The organism is Acinetobacter sp. ANC 4636 (assembly GCF_054454555.1).
In genome coordinates this window covers 1-18,753 of record NZ_JBTKVD010000023.1, presented here as the reverse complement: position 1 = coordinate 18,753, position 18,753 = coordinate 1, and the positions used below count along the sequence as shown (strand labels likewise).

The following is an 18,753-nucleotide window of genomic DNA, read 5'->3' as shown; positions in this document are numbered from 1 at the left end:
AATGACAACACGCTATAACTACGTAATTGGTGATCTGCAAGGCTGCTTTGAAGCATTAAAACAGTTACTCAAGCAAATTCAGTTTGATCCTGATCAGGATTTTCTCTGGTTCACGGGTGACTTGGTGGCACGTGGTGAAAATTCTTTAGGAGCGCTACGTTTTGTCAAGAAACTGGCGGAACGAGGTAGTGCGGCAACAGTCTTGGGTAATCATGACCTGAACTTGCTGGCATGTGCACGTAATATCAAAAAAATCAAAGCCAAAGATCAGACACAAGATATTATTGACGCAATTGATAGTGATGAACTGATTGACTGGTTGCGCCGTCAACCGCTTTGTCTGTTTCCAAATGAAAAGACGATTTTGACCCACGCGGGTATTCCGTGTATTTGGTCAGCCGAGCAAACGGCGGAACTGGCGCAGGAAGTTCAGGCGGTGATTGGGCATGAAGACTTTGCTGTAGTGGATGCTTTTTTGGCGCAAATGTATGGGGCAATGCCTGACTTGTGGGAAGAGCATCTGCAAGGGCATGAGCGGCTGCGCACCATTACCAACTATTTGACCCGTATGCGTCTAACCAATGCCGAAGGTCGTCTGGAATTTTCGTTTAAAGATAGTCTGGATGCTCCGATGCCAAAAGGCTTTTTACCTTGGTTTGAGTTTGATGGTCTGACTACCCGTACGCACCAGATTGTGTTTGGGCACTGGGCTGCATTGGCAGGCAAAACCATCAGTGCACAGGTACAAAGTGTGGATGGTGGTTGTGTGTGGGGTGGAACCTTACTGGCATACCGTCTGGAAGATCGAAAGTTGTTTGCCGTAGAGAATCCAGTTCTGGTCTAAATATCAAAAGCGGTCATTGTAGGATGATCGCTTTGATTAGAATTTAATTTTCTCGAATCCAGACTTGAGTGCGTCCAAGTGTTGAAATGCCTAAATAACCACGTAACTGTAACAGACGCCCGTTTGAGAGTAACTTCCCTTTGACGCTGTAGATTTTACCAGTTAGAGGATCAAGGATTTTCCCTCCGCCATAGTTATCATTCCCCATAGACTTTAAGTCATGAATAATATCCAACCCCAAAATGGGTTTGTTGTTATACGGTGTAGGACAATTGCTACAGGTTTCTTTGGGTACATAGCCTGGTCGCGGAGTAACCTTGATGATTTTCCCGATATAATTGCCGTCTTTTTCTTGGCGAATCTGAATAACAGCTTTAGGCGATCCAGTCTTATCATCGATTTGTTTCCAAGTTCCACGAATATCCGTTGCAAAACTCAGACTACTATATGCTGACAAAGTTAAAATGAGTGGTAATTTCCACATGCTCAACGCTCCTCTGTAATTTCCCTATTGGATGAGCAAAAAATATTCTAAAAGAGAAGTAAAGCAATAACAATCACACTCACTCCCGAAGTGAGAACTCATGAGTTAATGTAGTAAATGGATCACAATCGGTAGCCAAATTGCAGTAAATACCCCATTAACTGCCATGCCAAAAGCAGCATAACGACCTGCAACTGAACCGCGTTGCCACGCCTGTACGGTACCAATCGCATGTGCCGCAAGTCCTAAAGCCAATCCTGAAGCACGTTCATCATGAATGTGGCGCAAAATTAGCCCCGAGAAACTGGCACCGATCAGCCCTGATAAAATCACAATCAAAATCACTAAACCAATCGGTGAACCGAGTAAGGTCGCAATATTAATCGCAATCGGTGTTGTCACTGCACGAGTAGCGAATGCCAAAATTGTAGGCTGTGCCATATGTAGCAGATAAGCAAGGCTCATGGGGAGGGCAACGGCACTGACACTGGCAAAGACCAAAATACCTGTTAAAGATTTGAGCGGTAGATCATCATAGCGCATGGTGGCAAGTGGTATCGCGAGCGCAACCGTCACATAACCGAGCAGCCGCCCAAAAACATCATGTGTGCCTTGCATATATTGTTCATAAGGTAGGCCCACGATAGATAGAAGCCCCACCACACAAAACATGCCAATCACTAAAACGGGAACGCGTGGCACATAGCGGCTAATCAATTTTGCAATCAGATAGGCAACCAAGGTGACTGCAAAGCTAAACAGTACAATATTCATGAATTGCTCCTTATAGCCAGCGTTTGGCCATTTTGGCGTAAACCCAAAGCGGAATCAGGGTACTGATCACCAAGACCACAAGAAATAGTGGAATTTCTTTGCCCATATGTACAAGGGTAATCAATGAGCCAGCACAGACAGGCAAAAAGGCAAAGGCACTTTCCCGCATGATTTTGTTATTGCTGTCGATCAGGCGTAGTGAAATCGGGCGGAACCTGCGCCAGATACTGAGAACCAGAAGCAGCGCCAATAAGCCAGTCAGATTGCCCAGTTCAGGGAAATGCAGTTGCGTCATGATCCATAACGCAGCTTCACGAAATAAAATGATGAGCGAAATATTGGCAATCCATGCTTGCCAGTCGATGGTTTTTATTCCATTCATGGTGAGATCTTCGTGGTTTGGGGGCTGTCAAGATCGCACAGCCCTTAGCTAGAAAACGTTATTTTTCCAGTTTTAACCGATCTAAGGTTTAATTTCAAACTCTTCGAGCGGTGTCTGAAACTGAGCGGCACGTTCACCTAAAATTTCATGTAAAGGTAAATGCAATTTTTTAATCAGTTCTTCAAGTTTGTGCGGTGCAATAATCACATCAAGCAGTAAGTTGCCGTGATCATCATAATATTCTGATTGAATCACATTGAGTGCATAAAGCTGGGTACGGAGTTTGCCATAAGCAGGTTTTAAACTGAGCTGAAAGTTTTGAATTTGCCCCATCAGGCACTCTTGTACCGCTTGGCGTAATAGCGCTAAGCCTTGCTGGCTATGGGCTGAGACATAAACGCGCTCTGGCTGGTGAGGTTTGGCATAAATGATTTTTGCCTCATCGCCACTCAAGTCAATTTTGTTATAAACCCGTAGTACAGGCACGTCAGCCCCGATTTCTTTTAGTACAGATTCCACTGCATCAATCTGTTCCAGCATGTCTGGGCTACTACTGTCGATGACATGTAGCAGTAAGGTCGCTTCCAGAGTTTCTTCTAAAGTGGCTTTAAAGGATTCGACTAAAGAATGAGGCAGGTCACGGACAAAACCTACGGTATCAGCCAGTACCAACGCACCAATCCCATCCCAGTTTAAACGCCGTAAGGTTGGATCTAGTGTGGCAAACAGCTGGTCGGCTGCATAAACCTCACTCTCGGCCAGAATATTAAATAAGGTGGATTTACCTGCGTTGGTATATCCTACCAATGACACGGTTGGAATCGCGGCTTTTTGGCGGGCAGCACGGCCTTGACTACGGGTTTGGCGGACTTTCTCGAGTTTTTCCTTGAGCTGACCCATACGAATCCGTAATAAGCGGCGGTCTGTTTCTAACTGAGATTCACCTGGTCCACGTAAACCAATCCCGCCTTTTTGCCGTTCTAGATGTGTCCAGCCGCGCACAAGACGGCTCGATAAATGCTCAAGCTGAGCCAGTTCAACTTGTAACTTACCTTCGTGGGTACGAGCGCGTTGTGCAAAGATGTCCAAAATTAAACCTGTACGGTCAATCACGCGGCATTTTAAAATGCGCTCTAAGTTACGTTCTTGAGCGGGCGAGAGTGAATGATCGAAAATAACCAGTTCTGCTTCAAGTTCTGCGACTAATGCTGCAATTTCTTCTGCTTTTCCCGAACCTACAAATAGTTTAGGGTCTGGTTTTACGCGTTGAGCAGTCATGTGCTGTAAAATTTCAGCACCTGCTGATTTTGCCAACAGACTGAACTCTTCGTCATCAAGATCATTCAGCATATTGACTGAAACACTAACCAATATGGCGCGTTCGCCGCCTTGATGTCGCTCAAAATATTCCACTAATAACCTAACTCGCCAAGTAAAAAATCTATTGTAGAGAAAACTTGGCGGCTAGGCGAGTCTGAAATCTGCTAGTGTAGTAGCATGAAGAGTTTGTTGAGTAAAATCAAAAGCCCAGCACATAAAATACTACAGCCTAATATCCATTGGAGCTGTTGGAGAATATGTTTATGGTGAGGGGTGGAATGATGAAGATTGAACATGTGATTCATGGCATTCTCCTTTTGCTGATTTCCATATCCAGCATAGTGGAAAATTAATTTTAGATGAAAGTGGATAGTATTATTGTTAACTTCAGTTATTCAGATCAAGATTGTAACTTTTTTGCAGAATTGACACCGTGCTCATTTATAATACTGCTACAAACTTCATCATGATTTATGCATGTTTATGACGCATCAAGATTCAACAACGGTAGTAAAAAAGAAAGGATTGGCCCGTTTTATTCATTTTGGCAAAAAAATTAGTCATGGTGTAGCGGCTGTTGGGCAGGGTTTTTATGTGGTGTATCGTCACCAATTGTATAAACAGCCAAATCATCCAGACAATACGCGCTATGTACAATGGTTTTGCCGGCGGTTATGTGATGTTTTTAATATCGAAGTACGTTTGTATGGTGAATCTGCATCAACTGAACCTGCACTTTGGGTAAGTAATCATATCTCGTGGCTGGACGTTCCGACGCTCGGTTCTGCGGCACGGGTATTTTTTCTTGCAAAGGCTGAAATCGAGGATTGGCCTGTGGTTGGGAAGCTGGCAAGAGGTGGCGGGACATTATTTATTAAACGTGGTTCAGGGGATTCGGTACGTATTCGTCAACAAATCTCTGATTTTCTGTCCCAAAATATTCCTGTGTTATTTTTTCCAGAAGCGACGACTTCCGATGGTACAACGATCAAACGGATTCATGGTCGTTTGTTGGGCGCGGCACTCGAAGCGCAAAAACCTGTACAGATTGCCCTGATTTGCTATGTTAACCAGCAAGGTGAGCTAGATCATATTGCGCCGTATGTCGGTGAGATTTCTTTTAGCGATCATGTTAAACAAGTTTTAGAAATGCCGAGAGTAACTGCACATCTGATGTTTTTGCCACGAATTGATGTAACAGGGCATAATCTCGACTCGCTGACCTCCGAAGTACAACATAAAATGTATAAGGGGTTACAAGAGTTGCAGCAACATGTTTTGCATCAGATTGAGCAATAAATTACATCATGCCTTCAATCGGGAACCATGAAATCAGTTTTAAGCCAATTTTTTGCCACCATTTCATGTCCGGTTCATGCGGGTAAACTTTGCGGAAATACTGGGTCTTACGCTCCCAGTGAATCTGTTGCTGTGGGGTGAGGGACAGTGTATAGCTGTAGAGTCCCAAGTTTTGATCCATGGTGTCATGAATTGCTTTGGCTAGACTTGGGCTGTCAAGCACCACGCCAATCTCGGTATTGAGTTTCGCTGAACGTGGATCGAGGTTAAAAGAGCCAATAAAGACTTGCTGCTGATCCAGTTCCATGAGTTTGGCATGTAAGCTGGAGCGGCTTAAACCTTTGAGACTAATTTTGGTTCTCTTTGAAATTTCTTCAGTTTGCGGATTGAGACTTTTGCCCGAGAGTGCGGGTAAAAATTCATACAGTTTGACATTATTTTTGAGTAAATCTTCACGGTACTTGCTATAAAAAGCATGTACTAGCCAAACGTCATTGGCTTTAAATGAGTTGGTTAGTACACGGACCTGAATCCCATTTTGTGCCATGCTGTTCAGCGCGCGCGCGCCTGATTTTTCAGGAACGAAATAAGCAGAAATAATATCGACATTATGCTGTGGCGAGATTAACTCCTTCTGGAGTTGTTCTCTTAAATAGTCATTGCCTTGTGCCTGATCACGGATTTTGGCAGGAGAGTCTTTAACGACTTGCGCTTTGACCCATTCGAAGTGAATTTGATGATTCATCCATTCATCAAATATATAGGTACGGTTGGCAAGTCCCAGATAGTTTTGTACCGTAGCTTTCTGATAGTGCTCGGTCAGTTGTTGCTTTAAACCTTCATAGCGCAGGCGATGTTTTTCTGGATTGACAATTTGCCGTACAGGATAGGCATAGCTGTCATTCCAGTATTCATCAAAGGAATTGGAAATATCATCGACAGCTTGCCCAACCAGCATGACATCAATATCTGAAAACTGGTAGTTGTCGCTGACATTGTAGTATTGGTCACTCATGTTACGCCCGCCAATCAAAGCAATTTCATTGTCGACAATGAAGCTTTTGTTGTGCATACGACGGTTGATGCGTTTTAAGTCGAGCACCATATCCATAGCACGAAACTGACGAAAGCGATAAGGGTTATACAGTTTGACCTGAATATTTTGATGTTGATCCAGTGCTAAAAATGCGCCTTCCATGCCTTTGGCATTGTTGTCATCAATGAGCAGGCGGACTTTGACACCACGATCGGCTGCCTGAATAATATCATAGAGTGCCAATGCACCAATTTTATCGTTATCCCAGATATAATATTGTAAATCCAGCGTTTTTTGTGCTTTGTTAATGAGGTTGAGGCGGGTTGAAATCGCTTCTAGCGGGTCATATAAAATGTGATACCCTGTCAAGCCCGGATTGGCTTGTCTTAATGGCGTAATCCGATGCGCCAATGTGGTTTGTGAAGTATCGACATCATGGGCATAACTCGGAGTCTGTACCTGTTGATGTGGCAAGGTGCTACACGCCGTGACACTCAATGCGATACAAAGAGCCACTGCTAAGCTTGAAAAAGCTGGCGTAAACTGTTGTTGTGATAAGTGGCTCATGTTGGTTATCAGATCTCACGCGAAAAACCTATAGATCAATTATTGTACGACTTGTCATGCTCGTTTTGTATTGATCCGAGAAAAAGTATGTGGAATTCTAATTCAATTATTTCAATCTTCTATATTATTTTCTTTACTGTTGCATTATGGGCAACAGCACACGCATGGCATAGTCAGTCTAAAACACAAACAATTCATCCATTTAAAGCATTTATTCATTTATGGGTTTTTTATGCCTGTTATTTGTTGCCGCCACTTTTATTGTTTAGTATTTATGCAGGAATCACAGGATATTATTCGATTCAACAAGCCATTTTTAGCGGATTGCTCAGTACGATTCTAATTTATGCCCGTTTTATTGAGCCGAATCTGATTCGAGTCAAAACGACACAGTATCAAATCAATGAACCACATAGTTTTCATCAACCTTTTAAAATTGCCTTGATTGCTGATTTGCATGTCGGGCTATTTTCAGGTAACGAACGTCAGCTCAAGCTGATTGTAGAAAAAATTAATCAGCAGCAGCCCGATATTGTTGTGGTGGCAGGAGATTGGACTTATGAGCCTGAAGATACACTTGTTGAGGAACTTGCCATTCTCAAGCAGATCCATGCGCCTGTCTATTCGGTTTTGGGTAACCATGACGAACAGTATCCTGGGCCCCCGATTCGCCAGTTGCTCCAGCAGGCTTTAGATGCCAATCAGGTGATGGATATCGAAGGGGAAGTGATTGAATTTGAAGAATTTCGCCTGATCGGTGTGGGTGACTTATGGGCAGGTAAGACCGATATGCGTTTTATGCCTGATTTACCACAAGACAAACCATGGATAATTGTGTCGCATAATCCTGACACTGTGGATATGGTGCCCGAGCTGCCAAGCCATCCGCTTATGCTATCTGGGCATACTCATGGTGGGCAGATCGAGTTACCATGGTTGACCAGTTATATTATGAAGCATGTTTCAATTTCGGGGCATAAACAGGGTTTGTATCAGCATGAACATGCCGATGTTTATGTGACTGTGGGAACAGGCATGGTGGGCGTGCCTTTTCGTTTTCGTGTACCGCCCACTGTCGATATGATCGAATTGATTTAAAAAAAGCGCTCAACTCTGAGCGCTTTTTTTATGGGGTGGGTTTAGTGGGCTTGATCCCAGTTATGTCCTTGTCCAACTTCAACCAGCAATGGCACGGACAGTTGCATCACCGATTGCATCACTTCGCTAATCTGAGGGGCAAGCTCTGCTGCATAATCCTGATCGACTTCCAGCACCAATTCATCGTGCACTTGCAATAATAATTTAGCGTGCTGAGCAGGCAGGATTTTTTTCACTGCAATCATTGCCAGTTTAATAATATCGGCAGCACTTCCTTGTAATGGCGCATTAATCGCAGCGCGTTCAGCTGCTTTACGCACCATGACGTTACGTGCATGAATATCTGGCGTATATAAACGGCGCCCTAAAACGGTCTCGACAAAACCTTGTTCAGCCGCAATTTGACGGGTACTTTGCATGTATTCGTAGACACCAGGGTAACGGTGGAAATACTGCTTGATGTAGTTTTGTGATTCTTCACGGGTGAAACCCAGTTGACGAATCAGACCGAATTCCGACATGCCATATAACAAGCCGAAATTCACGGCTTTGGCTTGACGGCGTTGATCACTGGTGATTTGATCCAGCGGAATACCCAGCACTTCTGAGGCGGTACGGCGATGCACATCCTGTCCGTGATGGAAGGCGTGTAGCAGGGCTTCATCCTGAGAAAAATGTGCCATTAAACGCAATTCGATCTGTGAGTAATCGGCAGCCAGCAATACGCGACCTTCAGGTGCAACAAATGCCTGACGAATCTGACGTCCAATTTCACCGCGGACTGGAATATTCTGCAGGTTCGGGTCAGATGACGATAGTCGTCCTGTTGCCGTCACTGCCTGATGATAACTGGTATGCACGCGCATGGTGGCAGGATTGGCTTGCTCTACAAGGCGATCCGTATAGGTGCTTTTGAGTTTGGCCAATCCGCGATGCTCTAAAATCACTTCGGCAATCGGATGTTCGATTTTTTCCAGAATACTTTCACTGGTACTGTATTGCCCAGTTGCAGTTTTTTTACCGCCTTTGATGCCCAGTTTATCAAACAGAACTTCACCAACCTGTTTTGGCGAGGCAATATTGAAACTTTCACCTGCCAGAGTTTCCGCCTGCTGTTCTAGCTTATGCATGGCTTGGGAGAATTCATCACTGAGCTGTTTTAAAAACTCAGGATCCAGCTGAATGCCATTTTCTTCCATTTCGGTGAGGACTTCAGCTACAGGCATTTCAACCTTGTGCAGAATGTTGACCAGCTCGGGGAATGGCGCCAGTTTTTTGGCTAATACTTCATATAGGCGATAAGTGACATGCGCATCTTCGGCTGCATAATGTGCCGCCGTTTCCAGTTCAATCTGGTTAAAGGTTTTTTGTTTAGCCCCTTTACCTGCAATCTGTTCAAACGTTGTGGTCAGATGGCTTAAGTACAAACGTGCAACATCGTCCATGCCATGACGGGTGGCTGAAGCATTCAGTACATAAGATGCCAGCATGGTGTCAAAGAACCAGCCTTGTAGATGAATCCCGTGATTGGCAAAAATATGCGCATCATATTTCAAATGATGCCCGATTTTCTCTACCGCAGGGTTTTCCAGAATCGGTTTAAGCTGTGCCAAAATCTGTTCACGATTAAGCTGCTGTGGTGCGCCTTCATAGTCGTGAGTAAACGGGACGTAATAGGCATCTTGGGCATCAAAAGCTACTGAAAAACCAACCATTTCCGCAGTACGGTAATCCAGACTGGTGGTTTCGGTGTCAATCGCAAAGCGCTCGGCAGTTTGGAAGCGCTGCCATAACTGTTGCCAAGCGGCATCGGTGAGTACCGTATGATAGTGCGCCTGACCTAGCTGATCGTCGCTACTGCTCATCTGTGCAAGATCTTCAGTTTTTACACTTGGTGCCGATGCTGTTGTGGCTGTTGTTGCGACCGTTGGCTGGCTTTGCTTATAGCTTGGGTTATCAGGGTTATTCGGGTGATCTAGCGACTGTAACTGGTTACGAAATTCCAGTTCAGTATACAGGCGACGTAATTCATCAGTATTTGGATGGCTGAGTTTAAGCTCATGCCAGTCCAGATTCAGCTCTAGATCGCAGACAATGCTTGCCAATTGGTGGTCAATCTTGATGCTTTCGACGCTTTCTTGTAAGGTTTTGCCGACTTTGCCTTTGATATTGGCTGCATTGGCTAAAATATTATCGAGGGTTTGATATTCGTTTAGCAGTTTTGCCGCCGTTTTTGCACCTACGCCTGCAACCCCCATAATCCCGTCGGATGCATCGCCCATCAGGGTCAGATAATCCACCATCTGATGTGGCCAAACGCCAAATTTTTCAAATACGCCGTCTACATCGAGTGAGCGCTCTTTAAAGCTGTCTTCCAGTTTAATATGTTCGGTGACCAGTTGCGCCATGTCTTTATCGCCTGTCGAAATCAGGACATGATGCCCTTCACTGACAGCACGTTTTGCGAGCGTACCAATAATGTCATCGGCTTCTGCACCTGGGAGCATGTGCAAAGGCAGACCTAATGCACGAATCAGAGCATGCAGATAGGGAATCTGTTCAGCCAGCTCATCGGGCATGCCTGGACGGTCACCTTTATAAATCGGCGATAACTGATGGCGGAAGGTGGGTTCAGGCGTATCAAAAATCACCGCCATATGGGTGGGTTGAGTACGACGAATCAGTTTCTGGATTGCAGAAATTGCGCCACGTACAGCGTTGGTATGTAGTCCTGTCGAAGTGGTGAGAGGTGGTATCGCATGGAAGGCACGAAACAAAAAATAAGACCCATCAACCAAAACAAATGGTGGCATTACACAACTTCCTCAATCTAATCTGCGGGCTATTTTACGTGAATTTTAACTTTGATGCAGAAGTAGATCTGTTGAAGGGAGTTTTATCTCGGCCAGATGATCGGTTAACATCAATAAAACGGCTGCACCAATCAGGAAATCTATGTTGCAGAAAAAATCAGCGGTCATGATGAGCCTTGTTTTAATGTTCTCGGTAATATTGGCGTTGTTTGCCTATGTATTCGGGAAGCAGCAATGGGCGTATTTGCTGTTACTGGCAGGATTGTGTTTTTTTATTGTGCTGATTTTTCGACTGCAAAATCAGGTCGATCGACTTGAACAACGATTATCTGATCTGGAAAGGCAGCAAATGCCATATCAGCCTGCATCGGCACCGGTTCAGGTCATTCCACCACCAATTCCTGTATCAATAGCGATCCCGCCGCAGCCAGCAGAGCCACAAATAGCATTCCCCAGTCAAACCAATCCTCATTGGCAAGCTATTTTAGAGTGGCTGGTAAAAGGTAATCCGATTTTGAAAGTCGCTGTGGTATTGCTGTTGATCGGGGTGGTGTTGTTACTGCGCTTTGCCAGTGAATATTGGCAAGTCAGTCTGGGTATGCGATTACTCTCGATCGGGGTGGTGGGTGCAATCACCACTGCAATAGGCTACTGGCTTGGAAATCGTAATCTGCGCTTTGCCGTAGCGGTACAGGGTGTCGGGCTGGCGGTGATTTTTCTGACCTTGATTTTTGCCTATCATTTTCTTTTGATTAACAGTGTGATCATGGCAAGTGTGGTGTTGGCGGGATTGCTGCTTATCACGACATGGCTGAGTCTGAAACAAAAAGAAATTTCACTGGCGATTTTAGCATTGGGTATGGCGTATCTGGCGCCGTTACTGATTCCGCAATATCGTCCTGATCCAGTATTTTTATGGGAATACTATTTGGTGGTGAATCTGGCGGTTGCCGCAATTAATTTTGTGCAGTCGTGGAAGTTGCTCAATCATCTGGCATTTTTTTCGACAATGGGGCTGGCAGGCATGAGCCTGTTTATGCACGATGTCGAGAGTCAGCGCAATTATCTGGATATGTTGTTGTGGCTGCATTTGGCATTATTTATCTGGCTTAGCATTCGTTATAGCCAGTTAATGCTGCGGCAAAAATCAGAATTACAAGGCTATGTGTCTATTTTAGATGTCGGTTTGATTTTTAGTGTACCTGTGTTTGGGTTTACCTTGCATGCCAGTCTCATGCACCAGTCCAGTCATGCCTTGACCTTGGCTGCTGCAGGTTTGGCGGCAGTGTACTTCGGGTTGACGGTATGGATTCGTAAGCGACAAGCTGAGCTTTCGCTGCTTGGCAAGAGTTTCATGATTTTGGCGACTGCATTTTTTGCCCTGATTTTTCCACTGGCAAAAGGTGCACACTGGACCAGTCTTGGCTGGGTGATTCAGGGTACTGCACTGATTGTATGGGGTGTCACTGAACGTTATCGTTTTAGTCGCATCATTGGCGAGGCCTTATTGTTCTGTAGTGCAGGTGCGCTATTTTTTCAGATCTGGTCAGATGCCAGTTTTCCAACCCTAAGTGCCTGTATTTATACTCTAGTGCAGTCTGTTGCCGTGTATTTTCTTTTACAAGATACGCGTACGCCAGAGCGCCGTGTTGCCGCGATTCCACCCATCAGCTTCTTTTTGGCATTTGCCTTATACAGTGGCAGTGCCGCCAGCGTAGAAATTTTCCACTGGCAAGCCTATGGTTTATTGGCAAAGCTGGCAGTTGCATCGGTGTTATATGCAGCCTTTTATCTGGTAGTTACGCTGAAACAGTCAATAGAATGGATAGCCGAGCAGCTGATCATTAGTACAATCATTCTTATCGGACTGGTCATAGCCTTGGAGCAATTACAGATTTGGCAGGGTTTGCAGCACTGGAAAAATAGCGGCTTTGCAGTGTTTTGTGCGGTTGCTGCGTTATTACAGAGTGGATTGTTGTACTGGATACAGCGTCAGCATGACTCGAACCGTTTGCTTGCACTGTTACTCTGGGTGAGTCTGGCAGTGGCAGGTCTAAGTCTATGGGTACAGGCACCGATCATGGCACTGGGCGCGTTACCTACAGTCTGGTTATGGGCTGCGATCATTCAAAAGAACAAAGTATGGCTACAACATCCTGAGCTATGGCTTTGTAATCTGCTTTGGTTATTGCTGGTCAATATCGATCAAGATGCTATACAGGCATACTATGTCATCCCTTTATTCAACCCGATTGATGTACTGAGTCTTGCCATGCTGTGTGGCCTGCTCTGGTTACAGCAGATTCAGCTACCTTCACTGCTTTGGCAACGCCTCTTGAAAGCGAGCCTGTTTTTTATGCTGCTTTGGGTGTTGAGCAGTGTGATGGTACGTACTTTACATCATCTGTTAAATACGCCGTTATGGAGCGTGGACATCTGGCACAATGGTGCGGTTCAACTTAGCCTGACCTTGCTATGGACATTACTGGCATGCGTGGGAATGACCGTTGCGAGCCGTAAAGCCATGCGTGAAGTCTGGTATATGGGGGCGTGTATTCTGGCGATTGTGGTGTTTAAACTGGCGTTGCTGGATTTATCGCAAAGCGCGACTTTGACACGGGTGATTTCATTTATTGGAGCAGGGGGAATGATGTTGATCATTGCCTATCTGGCGCCGTTACCACCTGTATCTCCACAAGCTGAATCATCAGCCGACTGAGCTGATGATTGCTTTTGACTGGTTTTAGGGAAAAAATAGTTAGAGAGGTGGCAGATGATTGCTGCTACCAACAAAACCGATTTTCGGTACAGGAATCTCGATATTGTTTTTTACAAAGGCATCGCGAATCCGTTCCTGCATTTCATCTTTGACCAGCAGGTAATTTTCTTGCTGACACCAAATGGTAAATAGCAGTTCAATTGAAGACTCCCCAAAAGCCGTGACTGTCATTGCAGGTTTAGGGTCATCCAGTACCAAAACATGATGCTTGGCAGTGGTAAGGAGCACTTCACGAACTTTGCTTAGGTTTTCATGAAAGCTGACTGCAAGGGTAATCGGAATCCGCCGAATTGGATATTTTGACAGGTTATAAACAGGGGTTTTGATCAGTTGTTCATTTGGCAAGCGAATGTAAATATTGTCCAAAGTCAGGAGTTTTACAGACAGCAAATCAATTGAAATCACTTCACCTTCAATCACCTGACCACGCAACAAGGTCAGTTGAATGGTATCACCGACTTCAAAAGAACCTTCTCCAATCAGAAATAGCCCACTGATCAGGTTAGTCGCCGAAGTTTGTGAAGCAAAACCCAAAGCAACGGTCAGAATCCCTGCTGCACCCAAAAAGACACTGACTTTAAAGCCTGCTTCCCGTAAGCCTGCCATGACAAAAAACAGGAAAATCGTATAGAAAATCCCGCGCCGCCATACCATGCGCTGATGGGCATTAAACTTCGCACCAATTGTACGAATAAAGGTATTCGAGACTAAACGGGCAAGTGCAAAACCAATCAGACATAGCGTGGCTGCCACAAACATATCGGAAATGCGTTCGACATTAATATGCATGTTAGTGAACACATCTTTGAAACTCGAGAGCAGGTCTTGAGGAATTTGTGATTTTTCCATTCACGATCCTAAAAAAATGAATCAAACATATTAAACAATGCACCACCAGGGGAGCGCGGTTCATGCACATAAACCACTTCACCTGCTTTCGGTGGAGTCCGATTTTCAATCCGTACCCGAGGTGGACGATCGGAAGATTCATGCACCACTTTAATGTGCGATGTCCATAAGCGTCCTGTACTTTCACTATAAAATAAAGGCAGGGCAGGAACTGGCACATTCATGCGGTCAAAACGTAATTGTTCGTGGCTACTGTTATGAAAAATAATCGGAGTGACTGCGCGAAAGGCACGGGGGTTAAGTTGTTCCAGTTCTGTGCGGCCATCAACTGCCGTAGCATAGCAAAGCTCGCCAGAGCGTTTGTCTGGGCCAAACCAAGTATCTTTTGGGCGGATGACTGGAATATCAAAAAGCGGTTCGCGTTGCCCTTCGGCAAAGCCTGTAATCCAAAGTGGAGTGCTGATATATAACAAGCCACGTTGCCCTGCAGGAATATACATTGGATCAACAGGACGAATCACCACGGAACGATCAGCAAGTCGTGGTAACAGTTGGAAAGTATTGCCCATTTTGCGAAACATATAGCGCTCGACATGTACAGGCGGTGGAAATGGAAAATCAGGTTCTAATATTTCTTTCCATTGCTGTTCATAGTCAAACTGGATCGTCGGACGATGATATTCCATACGCCATTCTTGGGCGCCGCGAGTCAGGCGAAACAGTAATGAACCAAATTGCCAAGTACGAGTCTGGTGTAACTCAAAATGATATTCACCCCACCATTTAATATGTTTTTCCCAGTGATCATCCATGAGACCTAAATCTGACACAACATTTCCTTAGATGACTAGCTTTACCTATCACTTTAAATGGTTAAAAGTCAGGAGTATAGAGGGTAATAGTACAATTAGAGGCGTGATTGTATTCAATAAAAACCAAAAAATTAAAATTGTAATAAGCGGCGGTGTTGTATTAAAGGCATGGCTGCCTGAACTTGTTGATGTTCATTGTGGTCAAAAGCAACAGTAATTAATTGTGCGCCTTCATCTTCCACCAGTGCGAGTAACTGACCACGGCTATTGGTGACTCCAGCATGTCCCCAAGTCTGGCGTTTTTCGCCATGCCAACCCTGCTGAGCTGCGCCGAGGACATAGCATTGACTATCCATTGCTCGGGCTTGCAGTAAAAGCTGCCAGTGCATTTGTCCTGTCGTGTAAGTAAACGCTGCGGGCGCTGTTAAAATATCCGCACCACGTTGTCTTAACGTAAGTGCCAACTCTGGGAAACGCAAGTCATAGCAGACCATTAAGCCAATCTGACCAAAAGGGGTTGATGCAACTACCACTTCATCGCCAGGTTCAAAAAACTTGGATTCCTGATAACCACCTACGCCATCTGCTACCTGCACATCAAACAAATGAATTTTGTCATAACGTGCTTCAGTTCCTTCTGGGCTGATACATAAACTACTGGTGCGCACACGACCATCAGGCACAATTGAACCATCAGGGCGGAACGGGCAAGGCAAAGTTCCTGCAATAATCCAGATTTGATACTGATGTGCAAGCTGTTCTAAACGCTGCTGAATACTTTCAAATTGTTCAGCCGTTTCGCGTTGTTTGCCTGCGGCAAAACAAATAAAATTTTCAGGGAAAGTAATCAGCGATGCACCTTGTGCTTTACTCTGCTGAATCAGTAACTCAACCTGCTTGAAGTTATCTTCAATGCTATTTTGTGAGTTCATTTGCGCAACAGAGAGTAAAGTCATGGCAAGCGTTCCTTTGCTATTTTTAATTAAGCGTTATGAGGATGTACAACTTCTTCTTCAAATTGATCTTGTTCTTTTTCGAGTTGTTTCACTAAAGGTTCAAAAATATTTTGATTACTATCATTCAGTTCCATCAAAGTGCGGTGAGCATCTAAGACAGTATTCAGCATTGCCTTGTGGGTAATATTTTCATCAACAAGCGTGCGCGTACAGACATTGTTATCACCACAGTTGAGCATGATAAAAACCTGCCCTAAGCCCATGCTATTTGCGAGAGTAGTGATATCTGGGTTCGTCGATAGCATCACTGCCTGAATCTGATGTGCCTGTTTCAGCTTGATCCCGAGTTTCGCTAAAATCCCGAGAACTGTACTATCGATAAATGTAGTCTGAGTTAAATCGACAACCGCACCTTTAACGTTGCTTTGCTGTTCAATCTTACTCAAAAGTTTGTCTAAACTAATACAAGATTGTGCGCGAACTTCTCCAATAATCTTGAAAAAATGCGTGCCATTCAAACTTGCATATTCAACATGACCTGTTGACATATATATGCCATTTTTTGAGAAGGATTAGAAAATTATCACATAGGGGGGGGACATACTCAAGTGGTTGAGCAGTGAAAATTAATTACAAAAAACTACGATATAGGTTTTTTTGCTACTTTACTCGGCATAAACTTAGAATTGCGATATCATCGGCGACATGTGCTGGTGCTTGAAATGTATGATTTTGCAGATGTTCGACAAGTTTTTGAAATTGTTCATTTAAACCGCCTTCAAATGGCTCTAGTGCCCCATCCGAGCACACAATGAAACGTGCTTGTTTGCTTAAAATACATTCAAATTCTTCAACTTCTAAGTCTTCAGTTAGGCCTAGGGGAAAGCTGCTGGTATTTAAAATTTTCGGGGGCTGATTCGGCTCAAATAAGATCGCTGGAGGGTAATGTCCTGCACTGGACCAACGCAAATGATGGGTTTCAAAATTTAAAATTCCCGTAATCATCGTGATATGTTTTTCAATATTTTCTTGGACTAACATCCCATTGAGCTTTTTAATTAGCTCACGAGGTGTTTTAGAACGACCATGAAAAGCAGCCATCCATGAAGTCAGTAAGCTACTGGTCACGCCGTGACCTGAAACATCCGCGAGATAAAAAATAATTTCTTTATCACTGATTTTCCAGTAATCGTACCAGTCTCCTGACAAATAGGCAGATGGTTTGAAAAATGATTCAATTTTATAGTTAGGCAATTCAAGCGGGGTTGGAAGCAGTTTTTTTTGTAATATGGCAGCAGAGGGTAAATCGCGACTATCTTGATTACGCTTATATTGCGCATCAATTTTAGCGAGCGCTTCAATAGGTTTTTCAGGGAGCTGATACCAAATCCATCCTGCTAACGCACCCGCTTGCCATGCTTGTGCAAGCGCAGAGCCTTCATTTTCAAAAGCAAGTACAATCGTTGGCAACTCCCATTGATGTTCTAAAAAATCCTGTACGTCAGCAATTGCAATAATGCTTTGATCGTAAAGGGGAATGTCCTCTATATGAATCATTTGTAGGCTCGGTAAAGCACTTAACACACGCTCTAGATGAGGTATTGTTCGACTAGGTTTAATGAAATACATAAATGAGAGAACAGTCCTTTTACATCAATGGTTGATTCAAAATATAATAAATAATGTTAATCACAAATCATTATTTATTATTAGGCTGAGAATCGGCTGGTGCACTACTATCTACTCCATCATTCTCATCAATAAAAGAAGTTTCTTGACTCGAATCCCCTTTTTTCTCTGCAATGACAAAGCGTTTGCGCTGTAAGTAAGCATCTCGGATTGCTGCGTAACGGTCGCCTTGTAAACCCTGATCAACATCTAACAATGAACTACGTACATCAATTGCATAGACCGCCCAATCTCCCCAATATAATCCAGGGTAATTCTCTTGCAAAATATACTTTTGTGGGCTTGCCTGAGTATCAACAATAAAACCCAAACCATCACGTAAAGTACTTGGACCAAGAAATGGCACCATCAAATATGGGCCTGAAGAAACACCATAATAACCCAATGTCGTTCCTAAGCTTTCTTCTTCCTCATCTAGGCCTAGGCGACTTGCTGGATCTGCTAAGCCTAATGTTGTAATACTATTAATTAAGAACCGCCCCACCGTTTGAAATGCGCGCTTAGGTTTCCATTGAATAATTTGGTTGGTTGCATTCCACGGTTCAGCTAAATTGCCCCGAAATTGACGATACGAACCACGTACTTCGGCAGGAATCTTCGCCTGATACTGTACAGCTATAGGTCGTAGGGCATAGCGATCTATATAGTCATTGAAGACAAAGATCTTACGGTTGAGTGGTTGAAAAGGGTCTTTAACTTCATCAGGCTGAGTTGCATTGGCATCGACTTTTAAGTCTTTAATTGTTTTTTCGGAAAATGCCTTAATTTTATCAATACGAGAGCCTTTTGCAGCAGTCGATTGAGCCTGAGTTTCATTTATAGAGGTAGAAGTATCTGATTCTGCTGCTAGAACAGAAGCACTGACACTCAGCGCAATTAAAGAAACCCACAATACAGAAAACTGACTACGCATACGCATTTCCGACATTTTAGTTAGATAATTTAATTTTAACCATTATATAGCATGAATAAAATTGAAATGTGATTATCACAATATGAAAAAAAGAAACTAATTTATTAAAACAGTTGGATAATTAAACAAAAAATGCAG

The 18,753-nt window shown here is 44.0% G+C and carries 16 protein-coding genes; 4 read left to right on the top strand and 12 right to left on the bottom strand.

Going from position 1 to position 18,753, the window contains the following annotated elements; translation table 11 throughout:
- Position 1: 1 nt before the first annotated feature.
- On the top strand, positions 2–844 hold the full coding sequence (locus tag ACX1N5_RS14965) for a symmetrical bis(5'-nucleosyl)-tetraphosphatase (protein WP_458803338.1): 843 nt from the start codon (positions 2–4) through the stop codon (positions 842–844).
- Between the two features lie 43 nt (positions 845–887).
- On the opposite strand, the gene ACX1N5_RS14960 is transcribed toward ACX1N5_RS14965, so the two are convergent.
- The 4 genes from ACX1N5_RS14960 to hflX all read right to left on the bottom strand — a co-directional run bounded on the left by ACX1N5_RS14960 (position 888) and on the right by hflX (position 3,897).
- Complete coding sequence (locus tag ACX1N5_RS14960) at positions 888–1,328, bottom strand: DUF2147 domain-containing protein (protein WP_458803340.1); 441 nt, start codon at positions 1,326–1,328, stop codon at positions 888–890.
- 105 nt (positions 1,329–1,433) lie between these two features.
- Complete coding sequence (locus ACX1N5_RS14955) at positions 1,434–2,102, bottom strand: LrgB family protein (protein ID WP_458803342.1); 669 nt, start codon at positions 2,100–2,102, stop codon at positions 1,434–1,436.
- A gap of 10 nt (positions 2,103–2,112) precedes the next feature.
- Positions 2,113–2,484, bottom strand: coding sequence for a hypothetical protein (locus ACX1N5_RS14950; RefSeq protein ID WP_458803344.1), 372 nt, complete (start codon positions 2,482–2,484; stop codon positions 2,113–2,115).
- Between the two features lie 81 nt (positions 2,485–2,565).
- Positions 2,566–3,897, bottom strand: coding sequence for a ribosome rescue GTPase HflX (hflX, locus tag ACX1N5_RS14945; RefSeq protein WP_458803346.1), 1,332 nt, complete (start codon positions 3,895–3,897; stop codon positions 2,566–2,568).
- Between the two features lie 390 nt (positions 3,898–4,287).
- Between hflX and ACX1N5_RS14940 the strand changes: the two genes are divergently transcribed.
- Entirely contained in the window at positions 4,288–5,103 is an 816-nt protein-coding gene (locus tag ACX1N5_RS14940) for a lysophospholipid acyltransferase family protein (protein WP_458803361.1), read from the top strand.
- A 1-nt stretch (position 5,104) separates the two neighbouring features.
- Here the strand turns inward: ACX1N5_RS14940 and ACX1N5_RS14935 are convergent, their stop codons facing one another.
- Positions 5,105–6,706: a phospholipase D-like domain-containing protein gene (locus ACX1N5_RS14935; protein ID WP_458803347.1), complete on the bottom strand. Its 1,602-nt coding sequence runs from the start codon at positions 6,704–6,706 to the stop codon at positions 5,105–5,107.
- Positions 6,707–6,793: 87 nt separating this feature from the next.
- Between ACX1N5_RS14935 and ACX1N5_RS14930 the strand changes: the two genes are divergently transcribed.
- Positions 6,794–7,804, top strand: coding sequence for a metallophosphoesterase (locus tag ACX1N5_RS14930; protein ID WP_458803349.1), 1,011 nt, complete (start codon positions 6,794–6,796; stop codon positions 7,802–7,804).
- Between the two features lie 41 nt (positions 7,805–7,845).
- On the opposite strand, the gene polA is transcribed toward ACX1N5_RS14930, so the two are convergent.
- Entirely contained in the window at positions 7,846–10,617 is a 2,772-nt protein-coding gene (polA, locus tag ACX1N5_RS14925; RefSeq protein WP_458803351.1) for a DNA polymerase I, read from the bottom strand.
- Between the two features lie 142 nt (positions 10,618–10,759).
- Between polA and ACX1N5_RS14920 the strand changes: the two genes are divergently transcribed.
- A complete protein-coding gene (locus ACX1N5_RS14920) occupies positions 10,760–13,336 on the top strand; it encodes a DUF2339 domain-containing protein (RefSeq protein ID WP_458803352.1) in 2,577 nt (858 codons plus the stop codon).
- 39 nt (positions 13,337–13,375) lie between these two features.
- Here ACX1N5_RS14920 and ACX1N5_RS14915 read toward each other — a convergent pair whose 3' ends face one another.
- The 6 genes from ACX1N5_RS14915 to ACX1N5_RS14890 all read right to left on the bottom strand — a co-directional run bounded on the left by ACX1N5_RS14915 (position 13,376) and on the right by ACX1N5_RS14890 (position 18,615).
- The gene (locus tag ACX1N5_RS14915; RefSeq protein WP_458803354.1) at positions 13,376–14,245 is read right to left on the bottom strand and encodes a mechanosensitive ion channel family protein; all 870 of its coding nucleotides are present in this window, start codon (positions 14,243–14,245) and stop codon (positions 13,376–13,378) included.
- Positions 14,246–14,253: 8 nt separating this feature from the next.
- Entirely contained in the window at positions 14,254–15,057 is an 804-nt protein-coding gene (locus ACX1N5_RS14910; protein WP_131382518.1) for a hypothetical protein, read from the bottom strand.
- A 131-nt stretch (positions 15,058–15,188) separates the two neighbouring features.
- Complete coding sequence (locus ACX1N5_RS14905; protein ID WP_004750528.1) at positions 15,189–16,013, bottom strand: carbon-nitrogen hydrolase family protein; 825 nt, start codon at positions 16,011–16,013, stop codon at positions 15,189–15,191.
- Between the two features lie 26 nt (positions 16,014–16,039).
- Complete coding sequence (gene gigB, locus ACX1N5_RS14900; RefSeq protein ID WP_004750530.1) at positions 16,040–16,561, bottom strand: anti-anti-sigma factor GigB; 522 nt, start codon at positions 16,559–16,561, stop codon at positions 16,040–16,042.
- A 112-nt stretch (positions 16,562–16,673) separates the two neighbouring features.
- The gene (gigA, locus tag ACX1N5_RS14895; protein WP_458803357.1) at positions 16,674–17,642 is read right to left on the bottom strand and encodes an RsbU family protein phosphatase GigA; all 969 of its coding nucleotides are present in this window, start codon (positions 17,640–17,642) and stop codon (positions 16,674–16,676) included.
- A gap of 70 nt (positions 17,643–17,712) precedes the next feature.
- Positions 17,713–18,615: an MlaA family lipoprotein gene (locus tag ACX1N5_RS14890; RefSeq protein WP_458803359.1), complete on the bottom strand. Its 903-nt coding sequence runs from the start codon at positions 18,613–18,615 to the stop codon at positions 17,713–17,715.
- Positions 18,616–18,753 lie beyond the last annotated feature (138 nt).